Genomic DNA, 17341 nt, shown 5'->3' with positions numbered 1-17341 from the left:
CCTAGTTCTTTTGTCAAGTTAAGCGCAAAGGCTGCCGCAACGGCGTCTGTCGCCAGAGCGCCCCGGCAACCTTCTGGCAAACTCCCGGTCTGCGCGCCGGAAACGCCGCCGCTATCGGGCAGATCCTGATGGATGGAATGCTGGCGATCCCTGAAGGACTCGAACCCTCAACCTGCTGATTAGAAGTCAGCTGCTCTATCCAGTTGAGCTAAGGGACCGCTGGCGCCAGTTATGACAGGACGCGGGGAAGGGTCAAGCCGCGGCGCGCAGGTCAAGGCGCATAAACAGCGACCAGGGGTCCTTGCTGTAGTCGCCAAAGGGTGGGCATTCGACAAAGCCGTAGCTTTCATAGAGCCGTTTGGCTGGGGTGAAATCCTCGGTCGAGCCGGTTTCGAGATAGACCGCAGGGGCGCCGTCGGATCGGGCGCGGTCCAGCAGAAACTCCAGCATCTGGCGTCCGGCGCCGCTGCCGCGGGCCTCGGCGAGGGTGTGCATGGATTTCAGTTCGCAGCCGCCATCGGGCAGCGACTTCAGGGCGCCCATGGCGATGGCCCGCCCGTCGCGGCGGAGCAGGAAGAAGGCGACATCGGCGGCATCAAGGCCGCTGCCATCCAGTGCGTGGCAGCTTTCTGCGGGGGATTGCGCGGCCATCTGTGCCAGATGGCGTTTGATCAGCGCCTGAGCCTCGGGCTCGGAGGCGCTGGCGCGGGTGATGGCAATATCGGTCGTCATCGGCTGGATCCTTGGGTCGCATATCCCCGGTCGCTGGGCAGGGCGGGGTCTGTTCCGGGGGTTGTGTCTGTATCCGTTTCTGTGTCGCAGAGTTGCGAAAACCACGTGGCGGCGCAAGCGGTTCTGCCGCAGCCACCGGCGCAGCCAGACGCCCGGATGATGTGTTGCCCAATATTTCGGCAACTGGCGGGTCTGGCGGGGCGGCGGTCACAGGTGGCCGCCGCCATAGCCCTCAGCCCGCGCCCATTTCAGAGCTGAGGAAGGCATCGGCGCTGGCGACCTCTTCCAGGCGACGGCCACGGATCCACCAGAAGCGATTGCCGACGGCCCTGAGAAAGCTGCGGTCATGGCTCACAAGCAGACAGGCGGCATCCTGGCCGATCAGCTCTGCTTCGAGGGCTTCCTGACCTTCGATGTCGAGATGATTGGTGGGTTCGTCCAGCAGATAGAAATTGGGGTTGCGAAGCCGCAGGAGCAGCATTGCCAGCCGTGCCTTCTGCCCGCCTGACAGGGCTTTCACCGCCGTGTCCTGCAAGGCGAATTTGATGCCTGCCCCCGCCAGAAGGTTGCGCGCGGGCTGATCGCCGATGTCGGAGGCCGCCGTCACCAGCGCCAGCGGCGTGTCATTATCGGCCAGCTGGCTGAGGTGCTGGTCCGAATAGGCCGGAACGACAGAGGACGCACATCTGATCTGCTCCGCCCCGCCGGTCAGTGCCTGCTGGATCATCCTGACCAGCTGCGTCTTGCCGGTGCCATTTGCGCCCAGCAGGACAATGCGGTCCCCGGGGGTGATCCATTTCTGGCCGGTACTGTATAGCCGCTGCCCGTCCGGCGTCTGAACGGTCAGATCATCCAATGTAATCAGGGCTTTGGCATGGGTGCCGCTGTTGGTCAGCCTGATGTCGCCGGCCGAATGCTCGCGGTGGGCCGGTTTGGCGGCGGCCTCCAGCCGGTCGGCGCGTTCGGCCAGCTGCTTGGTCTTGGTCAGCAAGAGATCGGAGCCGGAGTTGATCCCGACATTCTTCAGCTTTGCGGCCTGCTGGCGCAGCTGCTGGGCTTTTTTCAGATCATTGGCATGGCGTCGCGCATCGGCGGCGTCGACCTCATCCAATGCGGCGCGGGCGGCGGAGAATGGCAGCTGGAACACCCGCGAGCCTTCGGCGCGCAGGAACAGCGTGCGGTTGGTCGTGGCATCCAGAAAGGCACGGTCGTGGGAGGTGATCACCATCGGCAGATCGCGCGGCCGCTCTGACAGCCAGTTTTCGAGAAAGGCTATTCGGTTGAGATCCAAGTGGTTGGTCGGCTCATCCAGTAGCAGCAGGTCCGGCGTGGTGATCCAGGCGGCCGCCAGCATCGCGGCGCGCTGCCAGCCCCCGCTGAGCGCGCCAAGCGGCTGGTGCTGAAACTCATAAGGCACCTGAAGGTCATCCAGAACCACATCGACGCGCCAGCTTTCATAATCGGCCTGCTCGCCCGGCAGGGCGGCAAGCACCCAGTCATAGAGCGTGACGGCAAGCGCCTCGGCGGGCAGGCTCTGTTTCACGTGGCCAATCCGCAGGCCACGGGCGCGGGTGATCTCGCCGGTTGTCGGCGTCAGCTCATCGGCGAGACAGGCAAGCAGGGTCGATTTGCCCCGCCCGTTGGCGGCGATGAGACCGAGCCGGTCGGATTTCGAAAGGGTCAGGGAGAGGTCGCGGAACAGCGGGTCGCCAAGGGTGACGCCCAACGCATTGAGATTGATGACAGACATGGAAAACTCGGGTCAAAGAGATTTGGCCGCAAAAGCGGCAATCGGCGGACCAGTGACGAGATTTTCCTCTGGCCAGCCCTGCAAACGGATTTACAGGGCCAGACGGGGACCGTGCTGAAGTCGGCGGATGATACGCATGTTCAGCTGCTGTCCTCCCGTTGTGCGATGTGAGTTTCAAATCAGGCTAAGAAACTTTCGCACCCTTGGCAAGGGGGGCGGGGCATGGCCTGCCGACATTCGGTGCGCGATAGGCTGTGAGCTTTACCAATTCTTAGATCCGGGTGGTGAATAGTCGCAATCAGTTGCATTTGCCTCAAATAGGGAAAACTAAAAATTGCTTAAAACACAAACGTCTAGACCCGCCTCCATGCCCTTTCTTGCGGGGCGCGCGGAGGCCGGGCATCTGGTGGAGCTTGCCAAATCCACCCCCCTTGGTGATGGCGGTATGCGCAGCGCGCAGCTGTTGTCGGAAGCGCTGCGGTTGGATCCTCATCACCATGAGGCGCAGGTGTTGCAGGAGCGGCTGCACCAGACGTTTGTGCCGCGCTGGCATTTTCCGATGCTGGCGGATCGGGCGCGCAACCGTGCCTATGCCGAGGCCATCGCGATGAAGGTCAGACCGGGGGATATCGTGCTGGATATCGGCTGCGGTGCCGGTCTGACGGCGATGCTGGCGGCGCGGGCCGGGGCGAAACATGTCTATACCTGTGAGCAGCAGCCGCTGATCGCGGAGGCGGCGACGCGGGTGATTGCCGACAATGGTCTGAGCGACCGCATCACCGTCATTTCCAAGTGGTCGCATGAGATTATCCTTGGTGTCGACATGCCGGAGCAGGCCGATGTGGTGATTTCGGAGATTGTCGATACCGTTCTATTGGGGGAGGGCGCGCTGGATACGCTGTCACATGCGATGTCGGCGCTGGCCAAGCCGGGCGCCCGCGCGGTTCCCGAAACCGGCAGGCTGGTCGCGCAACCTGTCGAAAGTGCGCCGCTTCTGGAGCAGTGGCGGCCGCAGATGGCAGAGGGGTTCGATCTGGGCGCCTTTCACCATCTGGCGCGGGTTGCGCAGATCACGCCGAGTGATTTCAGATCCTGTGGGCTGCGACCGCTGGGCGCCGGTACAGAGCTGTTTGCGTTCGATTTTACGCGCCCGGATGTCAGGCCGGGGCGGACCACCGAGACGCTGTTCTGTAGCCATCCGGGTATCGTCCATGCGGTATTTGTCAGCTTTGAGATGGAGTTGGCGCCGGGGATTCAGCTGACCAATGATCTTGCTTCCGAGGGGCATTGGGGGCGGACGGCCTTTTTGCTGGATCGGCCACGGTCGGTCTCTCCGGGCGATCATCTGCAGCTGACGGCGCAGCATGATGCGGCGGCGCTGAGCCTCGCGGTTCACGACATGGAGGCGAGCGCGGATCACGCGCGGGTCTGGCTACAGCCGGGCTGGCGCGCGGGTTATGAACACGGGGCGGATGAGGCGGCCGCGCTGCCGCAGGGCTACCCGGTCTGGGCGCCGGTGCAGACCGCCGCCCCTGCGGCACCAGCCCCTGCACTTGGCTAGCAGGCAGCGCCTGCCGGGGCCGCATCCATCCTGTGCGGTCGCCAGCCACCAAGGCTGGCGACCGCACAGGATCTGCTGCGGCGGTATGGCCCTTTGCGGCAGTATCAGCGCGGTGGCCTCGCTGTTTCGCGGCCGATTTGAGATTCCCTGTATTGTCGTCGATTTCGCGCCCTCTCGGCTCCGGTCTGGCTGCGGTGATATTAGCTGCCAGAGCCTCAGGTCTGCCAGAGCCTTGGCCCCCCAGATCCTTGGACCTGACAGAGAACTGAGCGGCGATGGTGCTGCCCGGATACTCGCGACAGGGTTCTGTCATCCGGGGGCGGGGACGCGCAGGGAAGGGGCTGGGCCAAGTAACAGGGGGGCCAAGCAGATATGAAAAAGGCGCGCCGGATCTGGCGCGCCTTTTCGCTATTGGGTCTGGCCGGGGGAGATCAGAAATCTTCCCAGCCGACGGCGGCCTTTGTCGGGCTGGCATCGAAGAAGTCATCATCGCCGTGCGCCGATGGGGCCGGGTTGTGCTCAGCCGCGGGTTTCGGCGCGGCGGCTGGCCTGGCCGGGGCCGGGGCTGGTGCGCTGGGCGCCACGGAGACAACGTTATTGTCCGTTTTGCGGGTCTTGAACACCGAGACCTGGCGGGCCAGCTCATTGGCATCATTGCGCAGGATCTGGCTAGCGGCGGTTGATTCCTCAACCATGGCGGCATTGTGCTGGGTCACCTGATCGAGCTGTGTCACGCCGGTGTTGATTTCGCCCAGCGTGGTCGATTGCTCCTGCGCGCCGGTTGCAATGCCGCTGACATGGCCCGAGATGGTGGCGACGCGTTCGATGATCTGTTTCAGCTCCTCGCCCGCGCGGCCGACCAGATCGACACCTTCGCCGACGTGGCCGGTGCTTTCGCTGATCAGCGCCTTGATCTCCTGCGCGGCATCGGAGGAGCGCTGGGCCAGGGCGCGCACTTCGGAGGCGACAACCGCAAAACCACGGCCGGCTTCGCCTGCACGGGCGGCCTCGACCCCTGCGTTCAGCGCCAGCAGATTGGTCTGGAAGGAGATATCGTCGATGACCGAGATGATCTGGGAGATCTTCTCCGATGATTGCTCGATCTTGGACATGGCGTCGACGGCGCGGGTGACGACCTGGCCGCTGTTGACGGCGGTCTCCTTGGCCTCCGATACGATGCCCTCCACCTCGCGGGCGCCATCGGCTGCGGATTTCACGCTGACGGTGAGCTGCTCCATGGCGGCGGCGGTCTCCTCAAGCGTGGCCGCCTGGCTCTCGGTGCGCTGGGAGAGATCGCTGGAGGATTGGCTGATCTCTTCGGCGCTGGCACGGATGCGCGATGAGTTGTCGATCACCGCGTCGATAATGCCGACCATCTTGTCGACGGTCTTGTTGAAGTTCTGGCGCAGGCTTTCGTAATCGGCGGAGAATTCATCGTCGATGGTCTGCGACAGATCCCCCTCCGAGAGCGCGTGCAGCCCGTCATTCAGACGATCCACCACAACCCGTTGCGCCGCCTGGTCGGCACGGCGCTGATCTTCCACGGTTCTGGCGGCGGACAGCTGCGATTTCAGCGCCTCGATATGGCGGGCGATCAGGCCGATTTCGTCGCCCCGTGCCTGATGTTCGGTGTCGTGATCATAATCGCCCTCGGCCAGGCGGTTGATTGCGGTGGCAACATCGCCCAGCGGGCGCGACATCATGGAGCGCAGGGCAAACATCGACAGGCCCAGCATCACCACAAAGGCGCCACCGGCGAGAATGAAGGACAGCAGCTGGTTCGGCGCCACCTCGGCAAAGGCGACATCCGGGCTCCAGACCATCCCGACCGCGCCGACGACCACCGTCCCCTCGGCACCGGCGGTGGCGGGTGCGGCGACGAGATAGCCGTTTTCGCTATACTCCATCTGATTGTTTTCCATCGCTTTTTGGGCGACGAGGGTCAGTTCGGCAATTTCAGCCTCGGTTGCGGTGCCGGTGGAGGCAACCGTCTTGCCCTTGCCATTGATGGCGATCCCGTGGCTGGACCGGCCGTTCGACAGCTCGATCAGGGATTGCAGGTCGCTTTCAAGACGTTCGGTATCACCAAAGCGGATTGCACCGCCGCTGCGCGCGGCCACGGTTACGGTCACGCCTTCGGCCAGTGTCTGTACGCCACTATCCACAGCTTCACCGAGGATTTTCTGGTTTTCCCAAGTCAGAAACAGGGTCACCACGAGGGTGGACGCCGCGATGAGAAGGCTGCATTTGGCAAAGACAGACAGCCTGTTCATGACGGAACGCGCAGGATTTCGGAATTTCATTTCAGCACCTTTCAATTGCCATTGCGTGGAACGAACGCGCTGGCGGAATTTGTGTCGGATTCAGTACCGACAGCCCCCTGGAGACAGCCGCTAGCTTCGGCTGCGTCGTTTCGCGAATTGGTTGACCGGAACGGGCAAACCGAGAGAACCATGCCCGATTGGGGGCGGTGACATGGTGAACATACTGTGGCGTCGGACCAAAGATTGGCGGACGCCGGTCATCAGCAGGCGCGCGATTGCGCTACCCCAATCTTGATACCGAGCTGAAAGAGCAGGTCTGGTTGCCTGCGGGTGCCGCAACAGCGGTCGTGCCGCGACATGAGTCTTCGGCCGATATGGGCGTCGGCAGTTGGCCCCTGTCGAAATCTCCGGTCGCCACGCAACGATCAGGCGTGCGGCAGCGCAACCGGTGATGGTCACCATCACGGCCAATGCCTGCGCGACAACCAACATGAGGTCCGCCCGTCGTTCCAAGCTCTGCTCCTTCTCGCAACATGTGCCTGTGCACATCGTCGGCGGGTAGCATAGCCCTGAGGACTTACCGGTGAATTAATAGGCACATCCGCAATGAGCGCAGGCTGAGGCGGGCGAATTTCAGGCGCGATCGGTGGGCAGGCGGGCCCGCGCCCGCTGCGCAAAGTGATGATTAAGCTGCCATTTTATTGCGAACAGGCAGGTGGCCTGCCGGGCGGGCTGCGCCCCCGCATGAGTCTGGCCTGTGGGCGCGTTTTCACGGAAATAATATGATTCAGGGCGCCTTTGGCGTGAAATTTTATCTATATTCTTAAAAATAATGCGTAACTAAAGTTTATCCTGCTTTTTAAATTCCGCTGATTCTCCAACCCCTTGGATAAATTCGCCGAGTTTGGCCCCATTTTCTGCTGCACGGACGGGTTGAAACCTAACGCCAGATACTTACTAAGGAGCGTGGTGACGGGTTTAGGGAACGAATGCGCGTGAAACACCTTGACAGCAGGTTTCGCCGCCACCGGAGGCTTATTTATGCCGCTGAACCAAGGAGACTATTTGTTGGATATCTATTCCGGATCACCCAAGACTGAGACCGCGAATGCGGTGGATCAGACTTTTGATAATGGTGCCGAAGATGATCTGAGCGATTTCGAGTTTGCACTGATGAGAACATTCGAGGGGTTTGCGCGTTGGCAATCCGAATGTCTTGGGCTTGTGTCGGATCTGTCCGCCTCGGGTCCCGAAATCACTCTGATGAACGTTATCCGCATGAACGACAGGCCCAAGACGATCAAGGAGCTTGCGCGGGTCACCAATCGGGATGACATTCCGAATATCCAGTATTCACTGCGCAAGCTGGCTTCGGCCGGGTTGATCCGCAAGACCGGATCGGGGCGTGGCGGGGTGACCTATTCCGCAACGGAGGAGGGGCTGGGGATCACCGCAGCCTATGATGTGCAGCGTCGCAACCTGTTGCTGCAGGCGCTGTCGCAGGTGCCGGGCGTGGAAAACCGTATCGGTGAGGCAACGCGGGTGCTGAATATTCTGACCGGGATCTATGATGGCATCGCCCGGTCGGCGACGGCACAGCGGCAGGCCTGAGGCCTGCTCTGATCGGGGGCGGTAGCGGGGCGCATGAGTGCGGCCTCCATCGCCCCCTATATATATGGTGCAGGCTGCCCAGCCTGCTGGCCTGCGCCAAAACTGCCGCTCTCGTGCTGGCAACCGATGGCGCGACCCGCTGTGAATGGTGTATGACCGACAGCGGCGCCCCGGCAGTAGCAAGGAAAACGAGCGGTGATCGAACTCAAGGATCTCAGGTTGCTGAGCGCTTTGGCGCGTCACCGCCATTTTGCCAAGGCCGCGCAGGACTGCGGCATGTCGCAGCCGGCGTTTTCAATGCGGATCCGCAATCTGGAAGAGCGCCTGGGCGTGTCCATCGTGCGCCGGGGCAATCGGTTTCAGGGGCTGACCGAAGAGGGTCTGATGATCGTGCGCCGGGCCCGCTCGATCCTGGATGAGGCCAAGGCGCTGGAGCAGGAGGTGGCCGCCGCACGTGGCGAGGTCACCGGCACGCTGGTGCTGGGGGTGGTGCCCACCGCAACAGCCTATGCCGCGCAGATGGTGGACCGGCTGCACCTCACCCACCCACGGGTTCTGGCCCGGATCGAGGTGCTGAGCTCGCTGGTGATCCAGCAGCGCCTGTTTGACGGTACAATTGATGCAGGCGTCACCTATCACGACAGCCTGGGTCCCGATCAGGTCACCATCCAGCCGCTATATGAGGAGACTTATGTGCTGGTCGCCCCCGAGGCGATGGTGGTGGATCGCGGACATGGCGCGGACAGTATTTCCTGGGCCGAGGCAGCAGAGCTGCCGCTCAGCCTGCTGGAGCCGCAGATGCAGAATCGCCGGATTCTGGACCGGATCTTCGCCGATCAGGGGCTGCGGCCGCAGGTGCGTTCGGATTCCAGCGGGTTCATGTCGGCGATTGTGATGGCGCGGGCGGGCTCGGTTGCCACGATCCTACCGGAAGCCCTGATGGATGCGCTGGGGCCGCTGTCCGGCGCCAGGGTGCTGCGGCTGGTCGATCCGACGCCGAGCAGACCTATTTGTATGGTCACATTGGACCGCCAGCCCGAACTGACGACGGTGAAGGCGATGAAGGGCGTGGTTGACGATTTCAAGCAATAAGCGTTCGTTATCGTACCTTTGAATTTTCCGATTTGACGATAGGCTTCTTCAATGGAATGCCGCCTTATCTGGCATCGCGAAGTGGAGGTCATCGTGGCACCTTTGGACAATAGCAAGGGCGTTTGGAAATCTGGCAAAGGCAAGGGGCGCAAAACGCCCAAGGGCCGGCAGCTGGATGATCAGGCGCATAGCGAGGTTCTGGACCTGCTTGGCGATCGGCCCCGCAACCGGGATCTCCTGATCGAGTTCCTGCATCTCATTCAGGACAAATACGGCTGCCTCAGCGCGGCGCATATCCGGGCGCTGGCCGAGGAGATGCGCACCGGTCAGGCGGAGATCTATGAGGTCGCCACTTTCTACGCCCATTTCGATGTGGTGAAGGAAGGCGAGACCCCGCCGCCGGCGCTGACCATCCGGGTCTGTGACTCGCTCTCCTGCGAGCTGGCCGGGGCCGAAGCGCTGAAGAAGGCGCTGGAAGATGGGCTGGATGCCTCTCAGGTCCGTGTGCTGCGCGCACCCTGCATGGGCCGCTGCGACACGGCGCCGGTGCTGGAAATCGGCCACAACCACATCGACCACGCTACGGTTGAGAAGGTGGAAGCGGCGATTGCGGCAGATGATACCCATGCACACGTGCCCGAGTATGAAACCTTTGCGGCCTATGAGGCGGATGGCGGCTATGCCACGCTGAAAGACCTGCGCGCAAATGGCGACTGGGAAGCGGTTCAGGCCAAGGTCAAAGAAGCCGGTCTGCGCGGTCTGGGCGGCGCTGGTTTCCCGTCCGGCACCAAATGGGGTTTCGTGCGCGCCAACGAAGGTCCGCGTTATCTGGCCGTGAACGGCGATGAGGGCGAGCCGGGCACCTTCAAGGATCGCTACTACCTTGAGCGCACGCCGCATGTCTTCCTCGAGGGGATGCTGATTGCCGCCTGGGCGGTCGAGGCCGAGAAAGCCTTTATCTACATGCGCGACGAATACCCGGCGGTGCTGGAAATTCTGCGCCGTGAGATCACCGCGCTGGAAGAGGCCGGTATCGTCGAGGCAGGTTACATCGACCTGCGCCGCGGGGCAGGGGCCTATATCTGCGGCGAAGAAAGCGCGATGATTGAATCGATCGAAGGCAAGCGCGGCGAGCCGCGCCACCGTCCGCCGTTTGTGGCGCAGGTGGGTGTCTTTGGTCGTCCGACGTTGGTTCACAACGTCGAGACCCTGTATTGGGTCTGTAAGATCAACCGTGAAGGCCCGGAATGCCTGAACTCAATTGAGAAGAATGGCCGCAAGGGGCTGCGCAGCTATTCGGTCTCGGGCCGGGTGAAGAATCCGGGCGTGCATCTGCTGCCTGCCGGTTCCACCATCACCGACATCATCGAGGCCTGCGGCGGTATGCTGGATGGCCACGTCTTCAAGGCGTATCAGCCGGGCGGCCCCTCCTCGGGCCTGCTGCCTGCGTCGATGAATGATATCCCGCTCGATTTCGACACGTTGCAGCCGCATGGCACCTTCATCGGGTCCGCCGCCGTGGTGGTGCTGTCCGATCAGGACTCGGCCCGTGACGCGGCGCTGAACATGCTGCGCTTTTTCGAGGATGAAAGCTGCGGCCAGTGCACCCCCTGCCGGGTGGGCTGCGAAAAAGCCGTCAAGCTGATGGGCGAAAAGAAGTGGGATCAGGGGCTGTTGGAAGAGCTGAGCGCCGCGATGGTTGATACGTCGATCTGCGGTCTTGGCCAGGCCGCACCCAACCCGATCCGCCTGACCATCAAACACTTCCCCGAGGAGGTATAAGCCATGAGCGATAAAATCACTTTCACACTCGATGGCGAACAGGTCACAGCAGACGCAGGTTTGACCATCTGGGAAGTCGCCAACGGTCGTGGGCTGAAAATCCCGCATCTGTGCCACAAGCCGCAGCCGGGCTACCGCCCGGATGGCAATTGCCGGGCTTGTATGGTCGAGATCGAAGGCGAGCGCACGCTGGCAGCCTCCTGTATCCGGGAACCCGCTGAAGGCATGGTTGTCACCACCAACAACGCGCGGGCTGAGAATGCCCGCAAGATGGTGATGGAACTCTTGGTGGCTGATCAGCCGAAGAAGGAAGAGGCGCGCGATAAGTCCTCGCATCTGTGGGATATGGCAGAGCTGAACGGGGTTTCAGAGTCGCGTTTCCCCAAGCTGGAAAAGGACCGCATCCCGCTGCTGGATGACAGCCATGTGGCGATGAAGGTCAATCTGGACGCCTGTATTTCCTGTAATCTCTGTGTGCGGGCCTGCCGCGAGGTGCAGGTCAATGACGTGATCGGTATGGCCGGCCGCGGTCATGACGCCTACCCGGTGTTCGATCTGGCGGATCCGATGGGGCAGTCCTCCTGCGTGGCCTGCGGCGAATGTGTGCAGGCCTGCCCGACCGGCGCGCTGATGCCCGCGACCGTGATGGATGACCAGCAGGTCGGCGACAGCAAGGATTATGATTCCGAGACCGAAAGCGTCTGCCCGTTCTGCGGTGTCGGCTGCAAGGTCTCGCTCAAGGTCAAGGACGGCAAGGTCAAATATGTCGATGGCATCAATGGCCCCGCAAACGAAGGCCGCCTCTGCGTCAAGGGCCGCTTTGGTTTTGACTACATCCACCACCCGCACCGCCTGACCAAGCCGCTGATCCGCCGTGACGACGCGCCGGCCAAGGGCCTGAACGTCGATCCCGGTAATCTCTCGACCCATTTCCGCGAAGCCTCCTGGGAAGAGGCGATGGATCTGGCCGCCAAGGGCCTGATGCGCCTGCGCGATGAGAACCCGAAATCGGTTGCGGGCTTCGGCTCGGCGAAATGCACCAATGAAGAGGCGTACCTCTTCCAGAAGTTCATCCGTCAGGGCTTCAAGCACAACAACGTCGACCACTGCACCCGCCTGTGCCACGCGTCCTCCGTTGCGGCGCTGATCGAAAACGTGGGCTCCGGTGCTGTGACCGCGACCTTCAACGAGATTGAGAACGCCGACGTGGCCATTGTGATCGGCTCCAACCCGATCGAGAACCACCCGGTGGCGGCGACCTACTTCAAGCAGTTCACCAAGCGCGGCGGCAAGCTGATCGTGATGGATCCGCGCGGCGTTGGCCTGCGCCGGTTCGCGACCGAAATGGTGCAGTTCCGCCCCGGCGCGGATGTGTCGATGCTGAACGCGATCATGAACGTGATCGTCGAGGAAGAGCTCTACGACAGTCAGTACATCCACCGCTGGACCGAGAACTGGGAGGCCGAGAAAGAGCATCTGAAGCAGTTCACGCCCGAGAAAATGTCGGAGATCTGCGGCATCAGCCCCGATCAGCTGCGCCGTGTTGCCCGGATCTTTGCCGGTGGGAATGCGGGTCTGATTTTCTGGGGTATGGGGATTTCCCAGCACATCCACGGGACAGATAACTCGCGCTGCCTGATCTCATTGGCGCTGATGACTGGCAACGTGGGCAAACCGGGCGCAGGTCTGCACCCGCTGCGCGGCCAGAACAACGTGCAGGGGGCGTCGGACGCAGGCCTCATCCCGATGTTCCTGCCGGACTATCAGACCGTGACGTCGGATGATGTGCGCAAGAGCTTCACCGATGTCTGGGGCGGCGGCGACTTCTCGAACGAGAAGGGCCTGACCGTGACCGAGATCGTGGACGAGGCCTATGCCGGCAATATCAAGGGCATGTATATCCAGGGTGAAAACCCGGCGATGTCCGACCCGGATGCCGATCATGCGCGCGACGCCTTTGCCAAGCTGGAGCTGATGATCGTTCAGGACATCTTCCTGACCGAGACGGCAAACTATGCCGACATCATCCTGCCGGCCTCGGCGCTTTATGAGAAGAACGGCACCGTGTCGAACACCAACCGCCAGGTTCAGCGTGTGCGGCCTGCGGTGCCGCCTCCGGGTGAGGCACGTGAGGACTGGCAGGTCACTGTTGAGCTGGCGCAGCGGATCGGGCTGCCGTGGGACTACAAGGATGTCAGCGAAGTCTTTGCCGAGATGAAGCTGAACATGAAGTCGCTGGACAACATCACCTGGGAGCGTCTGGAGACCGAGACCATCACCTATCCGTCGCTGCATGAGACCGACCCCGGTCAGGCGATTGTGTTCGGCGATGGCTTCCCGCGCCCCGAGGGCCGCGCCCGCTTTACCCCGGCATCGGTGATCCCGCCGGATGAGGCGCCGGATGCGGAGTACCCGATGATCATGACCACCGGCCGCCAGCTGGAGCATTGGCATACCGGGTCGATGACCCGTCGTTCCAAGGTGCTGGATGCGGTGGAGCCGGAGGCGAACTGCTCGCTCAACCCGCGCACGCTGAAGCTGATGGGCGTCGAGCCGGGCGAGATGGTCCGCCTCACGACCCGCCGCGGTTCGATCGAGATCATGGCGCGCGCCGACCGGGCGATTGCCGAGGATATGGTGTTTGTGCCGTTCGCCTATGTGGAGGCCGCCGCCAATATCCTGACCAACCCGGCGCTGGACCCCTATGGCAAAATCCCCGAGTTCAAGTTCTCGGCGGTGAAGGTCGAAAAGATCGAAGGACAGATCGCAGCCGAGTGATCCGGCAGGTCGTCTGGCGAAGATCAAAGCGGGCGCGGAACCTAAGGGTTCCGCGCCCGTTGTCTTCGGTGGCGCCGCGCTGGCGCCCGGCGCGGGCGTGGCCCGTTGCAGCGTTGGAAACAAAGACGAACCGTGTCGGGCGCATGAGATGCGGCCGGGTGCGACCTGCGCCGGGCCCAATGGGCGCGGCGCCTGACCCAACGGGCGGTGGGGGCTCCGCCGCCAGCCGACGGGCGGGAGTGGCGCGGCCTCTGAAGGGTCAGGCCAAAAGCGTGATCGCGCTCTTGCCGGCGGCTTGTCGCAGCGCGTGGACGTCCTGCAGCTCGGGGTCGTTGATCCAGCCCTTGGCGGCCTCTGGACTGGCAAACTGGAGGATCACCCCGATGCCGGTGGCATCGCGCGTGCCTTCGATCACGGTCTGCTGCGGGGTTGAGACCAGCACTCTGGCGCCGTGTTTCTGCAAGGCGGCGCCTGCTTTTTCACGATATGCCGCCATAGTCTCGGGGTCTTGCAGGAGGAGGTTTACGTAGACATAGGCCATCTGTTGTCCTTTCACTGTTGATGGCGTCTTGATGCCGGGAAGCGTGCCGCGAGAAAACACATGCAATCGTGTGCTGCCCATGCGAAAACGCATGTATGCAGATCAACTGGGATGACATGCGGACCATTCTGGCGCTGGTGCGGGCCGGATCCTTGGCCGGGGCCGCGCAGGCGCTGTCCGTCAGCTACACCACCGTGGCGCGCCGTGTGCAGCGGGCCGAGGACATGCTGGGGCGGCCGCTGTTCGAGCGTCGGCCCGAAGGCTATCTGGCCACCGCCGAGGCGGAAGAGCTGGCCGCGGCAGCGCGGCGGATGGAGCAGGCCGAGCAATCGGCCCTGCGCAACCTGTCGGGCCGCGATCAGAGCCTTTCGGGTGAGCTGGTGCTGACGGCGCCACAGCTGCTGATCCAGAGCCATCTCGCGCCATTTCTGGCGCAGTTCTGCGCGGACCACCCGGAGGTCGAGCTGACGGTTCGCGCGACCAATGATGTGCTGGACCTGACCCGGCGCGAGGCGGATCTGGCGATCCGGATCAGCCGGGCGCCGGGCGACAGCCTGGTGGGGCTGCATCTGGCCGATCAGAAAACCGCCTGCGTCGCGCGGCGGGATCTGGTGGCGCGGGCTTTGGCGGATCCCGCTGCGCCCTTGGACTGGGTGATCTACAGCGGCTATGACGCGCCGCCAAAGGCCGCGCTGCAACATTATCCGAACCATCGGATCCGGGCGCGGTTTGACGATATGACTGCGCTGATCGCGGCGGCAAAGGCGGGGCTGGGCGCGGTCAGGATGCCGATCTATCTGGCGCGCAGTGATCCGGATCTGGAGCCGCTGCCGGGGGTTGCGCCGCAGGATTACGCGCCGATCTGGGTGCTGAGCCATCCGGACCTGCTGACCTCTGCCAAGGTGCGCGCGTTCAAGACCGCGCTAAAAGGCTTCTTCCGCAGCCGTGCCGGGGAGTTCACCGCCTTTTAGAGCAGGCGCCGGGTGGCGGCTCTCTCTCTCGGTCACGAGACCCGCCTGTCACCCCTGACCGGTCACCATCGGCGCTACCGTGTCGTGCGGGGCTCTTGACAGGGTCGGAAATTGACCTGACACATATGTCCAGAGCTGTGATCTTGTCGGCGGATCCCGCGCGCCCTCGCTTTGGTGGTCCGCGCCATTTGCAGGAGCCTGTCATGTCCAACGATCCCTTGTTGCAGCCCTATCAGCTGAAACATCTGACACTGCGCAATCGGATCATGACCACAAGTCATGAACCGGCCTATCCCGAGGACGGCATGCCAAAGGAGCGCTATGCGGCCTATCACGCCGAACGGGCCAAGGCGGGCGTGGCATTGGCGATGACGGCAGGCTCCGCGGCGGTTTCCCGTGACAGCCCGCCGGTGTTCAACAATATCCTCGCCTATAAGGATGAGGTGGTGCCCTGGATCCGCAATCTGACCGACCAGCTGCATGAGCATGGTTGCGCGGCGATGATCCAGCTGACCCATCTGGGACGCCGCACCGGTTGGGACAAAGGCGACTGGCTGCCCTCGATCAGCTCGTCGCGCCACCGCGAACCTGCACACCGCGCCTTTCCGAAGCTGGCGGAGGATTGGGACATCACCCGCGTCATCGCCGATTTCGCCGATGCTGCGGAGCGGATGCAGGCCGGGGGCATGGATGGGATCGAGCTACAGGTCTATGGCCATCTTCTGGATCAGTTCTGGTCGCCGCTGACCAATGATCTGGACGGGCCATATGGCGGCCAGACGCTCGACAGCCGGATGGCGCTGCCGATGGCGGTGCTGGGGGCGGTCCGCGAGCGGGTGGGGGATGAGTTCATCGTTGGCCTGCGGTATACGGCGGATGAGGCGGCGGCGGGCGGCATCTCGCCCGACGAGGGGCTGGAGATGTCCAGACGCTTGGCCGCCAGCGGCATGGTGGATTTCCTGAATGTGATCCGGGGCCGCATCCATACGGATCCGGCAATGACCGATGTGATCCCGGTGCAGGGGATGCCGTCTGCGCCGCATCTGGATTTTGCCGGTGCGGTCCGGCAGGCGACGGGCCTGCCCACCTTTCATGCCGCCCGCATCCCCGATGTGGCCACCGCCCGCCATGCGATTGCCGGGGGGCTTCTTGATATGGTGGGGATGACCCGCGCCCATATGGCCGATCCCCATATCGTGCAGAAGATCAGGGAGGGGCGCGAGGAGGACATCCGCCCCTGTGTAGGCGCGACCTATTGTCTGGACAGGATCTATCAGGCGGGAGAGGCGCTGTGCATTCACAACGCCGCAACCGGGCGTGAGCTGACGATGCCACATGTGATCACCCGCGCCGCAGAGCCCAAACAGGTGGTGATTGTCGGCGCTGGCCCCGGCGGGCTGGAGGCCGCGCGCGTTGCGGCGGAGCGCGGCCATGCGGTCACCGTATTTGAGGCAGCCTCCGATCCCGGCGGTCAAATTCGCCTGACCGCACAGAACCTGCGCCGCCGCGAGATGATGGGCATCATCGACTGGCGCATGGCGCAATGTGCCGCACGGGATGTGCAGTTTCGATTCAACACCTGGGCCGAGGCGCAGGATGTGATCGGGCTTGCGCCGGATGTGGTGATCGTGGCCACCGGTGGACTGCCGAATATGCAGCTGTTCGAGGCGGGCGAGGAGGCGGCGCATGTTGTCTCGGCCTGGGATATCATTTCGGGGGATGTTAAGCCGGGCGGCTCGGTGCTGATATATGACGAAAGCGGCGATCACCCCGCGCTTCAGGCGGCCGAGGTTGCGGCCCAGGCGGGCGCGACGGTTGAGGTGATGACCCCGGACCGGGTCTTTGCCCCCAATGTGATGGCGATGAACCTTGTCCCTTATATGCGCAGCCTGCAGGACCGGGATGTGACCTTCACCGTGGCGCGGCGCCTGCTGGAGGTCCGCAAGGAAGGCAACCGGCTTCTGGCGGTGCTGGGGACGGATTACAGCGGCCATCGCTCCAGCAAGCTCTATGATCAGGTTGTGCTCAACTACGGCACGCTGCCGCTGGACGATCTCTATTTCGACCTGAAGCCGCATAGTCTGAATGGCGGGCAGGTCGATTACGACGCCCTGATCGCCGGGAGGCCGCAGCCGCACGGGCGCCCGGCCAAAGCAGCGGGGCAGGGGGGCTTTCAGCTGTTTCGGATCGGCGATGCGGTTTCGGCCCGCAACACCCACGCGGCGATCTATGACGCCCTGCGCCTGATGAAGGATATCT

The 17341-nt window shown here is 63.1% G+C and carries 11 protein-coding genes and 1 tRNA gene; 7 read left to right on the top strand and 5 right to left on the bottom strand.

What is annotated here, in order from left to right; translation table 11 throughout:
• Window positions 1-141: 141 nt before the first annotated feature.
• From VWZ81_RS07825 to VWZ81_RS07815, 3 genes are all read right to left on the bottom strand, one after another.
• Window positions 142-218, bottom strand: a tRNA-Arg gene (locus tag VWZ81_RS07825).
• A 34-nt stretch (window positions 219-252) separates the two neighbouring features.
• Window positions 253-732, bottom strand: coding sequence for a GNAT family N-acetyltransferase (locus VWZ81_RS07820; protein WP_416542902.1), 480 nt, complete (start codon window positions 730-732; stop codon window positions 253-255).
• Between the two features lie 232 nt (window positions 733-964).
• Complete coding sequence (locus tag VWZ81_RS07815; RefSeq protein WP_416535145.1) at window positions 965-2482, bottom strand: ABC-F family ATP-binding cassette domain-containing protein; 1518 nt, start codon at window positions 2480-2482, stop codon at window positions 965-967.
• Between the two features lie 367 nt (window positions 2483-2849).
• Here VWZ81_RS07815 and VWZ81_RS07810 point away from each other — a divergent pair, with 367 nt between their 5' ends.
• A complete protein-coding gene (locus VWZ81_RS07810) occupies window positions 2850-4043 on the top strand; it encodes a 50S ribosomal protein L11 methyltransferase (RefSeq protein WP_416542901.1) in 1194 nt (397 codons plus the stop codon).
• Window positions 4044-4474: 431 nt separating this feature from the next.
• Here VWZ81_RS07810 and VWZ81_RS07805 read toward each other — a convergent pair whose 3' ends face one another.
• Window positions 4475-6346, bottom strand: a complete 1872-nt coding sequence (locus VWZ81_RS07805; protein WP_416537602.1) for a methyl-accepting chemotaxis protein — start codon at window positions 6344-6346, stop codon at window positions 4475-4477.
• A 1029-nt stretch (window positions 6347-7375) separates the two neighbouring features.
• Between VWZ81_RS07805 and VWZ81_RS07800 the strand changes: the two genes are divergently transcribed.
• From VWZ81_RS07800 to fdhF, 4 genes are all read left to right on the top strand, one after another.
• Entirely contained in the window at window positions 7376-7918 is a 543-nt protein-coding gene (locus VWZ81_RS07800) for a winged helix DNA-binding protein (protein ID WP_340547264.1), read from the top strand.
• 195 nt (window positions 7919-8113) lie between these two features.
• Entirely contained in the window at window positions 8114-9010 is an 897-nt protein-coding gene (locus tag VWZ81_RS07795; RefSeq protein WP_340547263.1) for a LysR family transcriptional regulator, read from the top strand.
• Window positions 9011-9061: 51 nt separating this feature from the next.
• Window positions 9062-10792: an NAD(P)H-dependent oxidoreductase subunit E gene (locus VWZ81_RS07790; protein WP_416542776.1), complete on the top strand. Its 1731-nt coding sequence runs from the start codon at window positions 9062-9064 to the stop codon at window positions 10790-10792.
• 3 nt (window positions 10793-10795) lie between these two features.
• A complete protein-coding gene (gene fdhF / locus VWZ81_RS07785) occupies window positions 10796-13570 on the top strand; it encodes a formate dehydrogenase subunit alpha (RefSeq protein ID WP_416542777.1) in 2775 nt (924 codons plus the stop codon).
• 259 nt (window positions 13571-13829) lie between these two features.
• Here the strand turns inward: fdhF and VWZ81_RS07780 are convergent, their stop codons facing one another.
• Entirely contained in the window at window positions 13830-14111 is a 282-nt protein-coding gene (locus VWZ81_RS07780; protein WP_416542778.1) for a DUF1330 domain-containing protein, read from the bottom strand.
• Window positions 14112-14206: 95 nt separating this feature from the next.
• On the opposite strand from VWZ81_RS07780, the gene VWZ81_RS07775 reads away from it, so the two are divergent.
• Both VWZ81_RS07775 and VWZ81_RS07770 read left to right on the top strand, forming a co-directional pair.
• Window positions 14207-15082 carry a LysR family transcriptional regulator gene (locus VWZ81_RS07775; protein WP_416542779.1) on the top strand — a complete coding sequence of 292 codons (876 nt, stop codon included), beginning with the start codon at window positions 14207-14209 and terminating at the stop codon, window positions 15080-15082.
• A gap of 203 nt (window positions 15083-15285) precedes the next feature.
• On the top strand, window positions 15286-17341 hold a 2056-nt coding region (locus VWZ81_RS07770; protein WP_416542780.1), incomplete at its 3' end, for an FAD-dependent oxidoreductase.

Origin of the sequence: Phaeobacter sp. JH20_34 (assembly GCF_048056095.1) — a bacterium.
GTDB classification, from domain to species: Bacteria; Pseudomonadota; Alphaproteobacteria; order Rhodobacterales; family Rhodobacteraceae; genus Phaeobacter; species Phaeobacter bryozoorum.
This window is presented reverse-complemented; position numbering and strand designations above follow the sequence as displayed.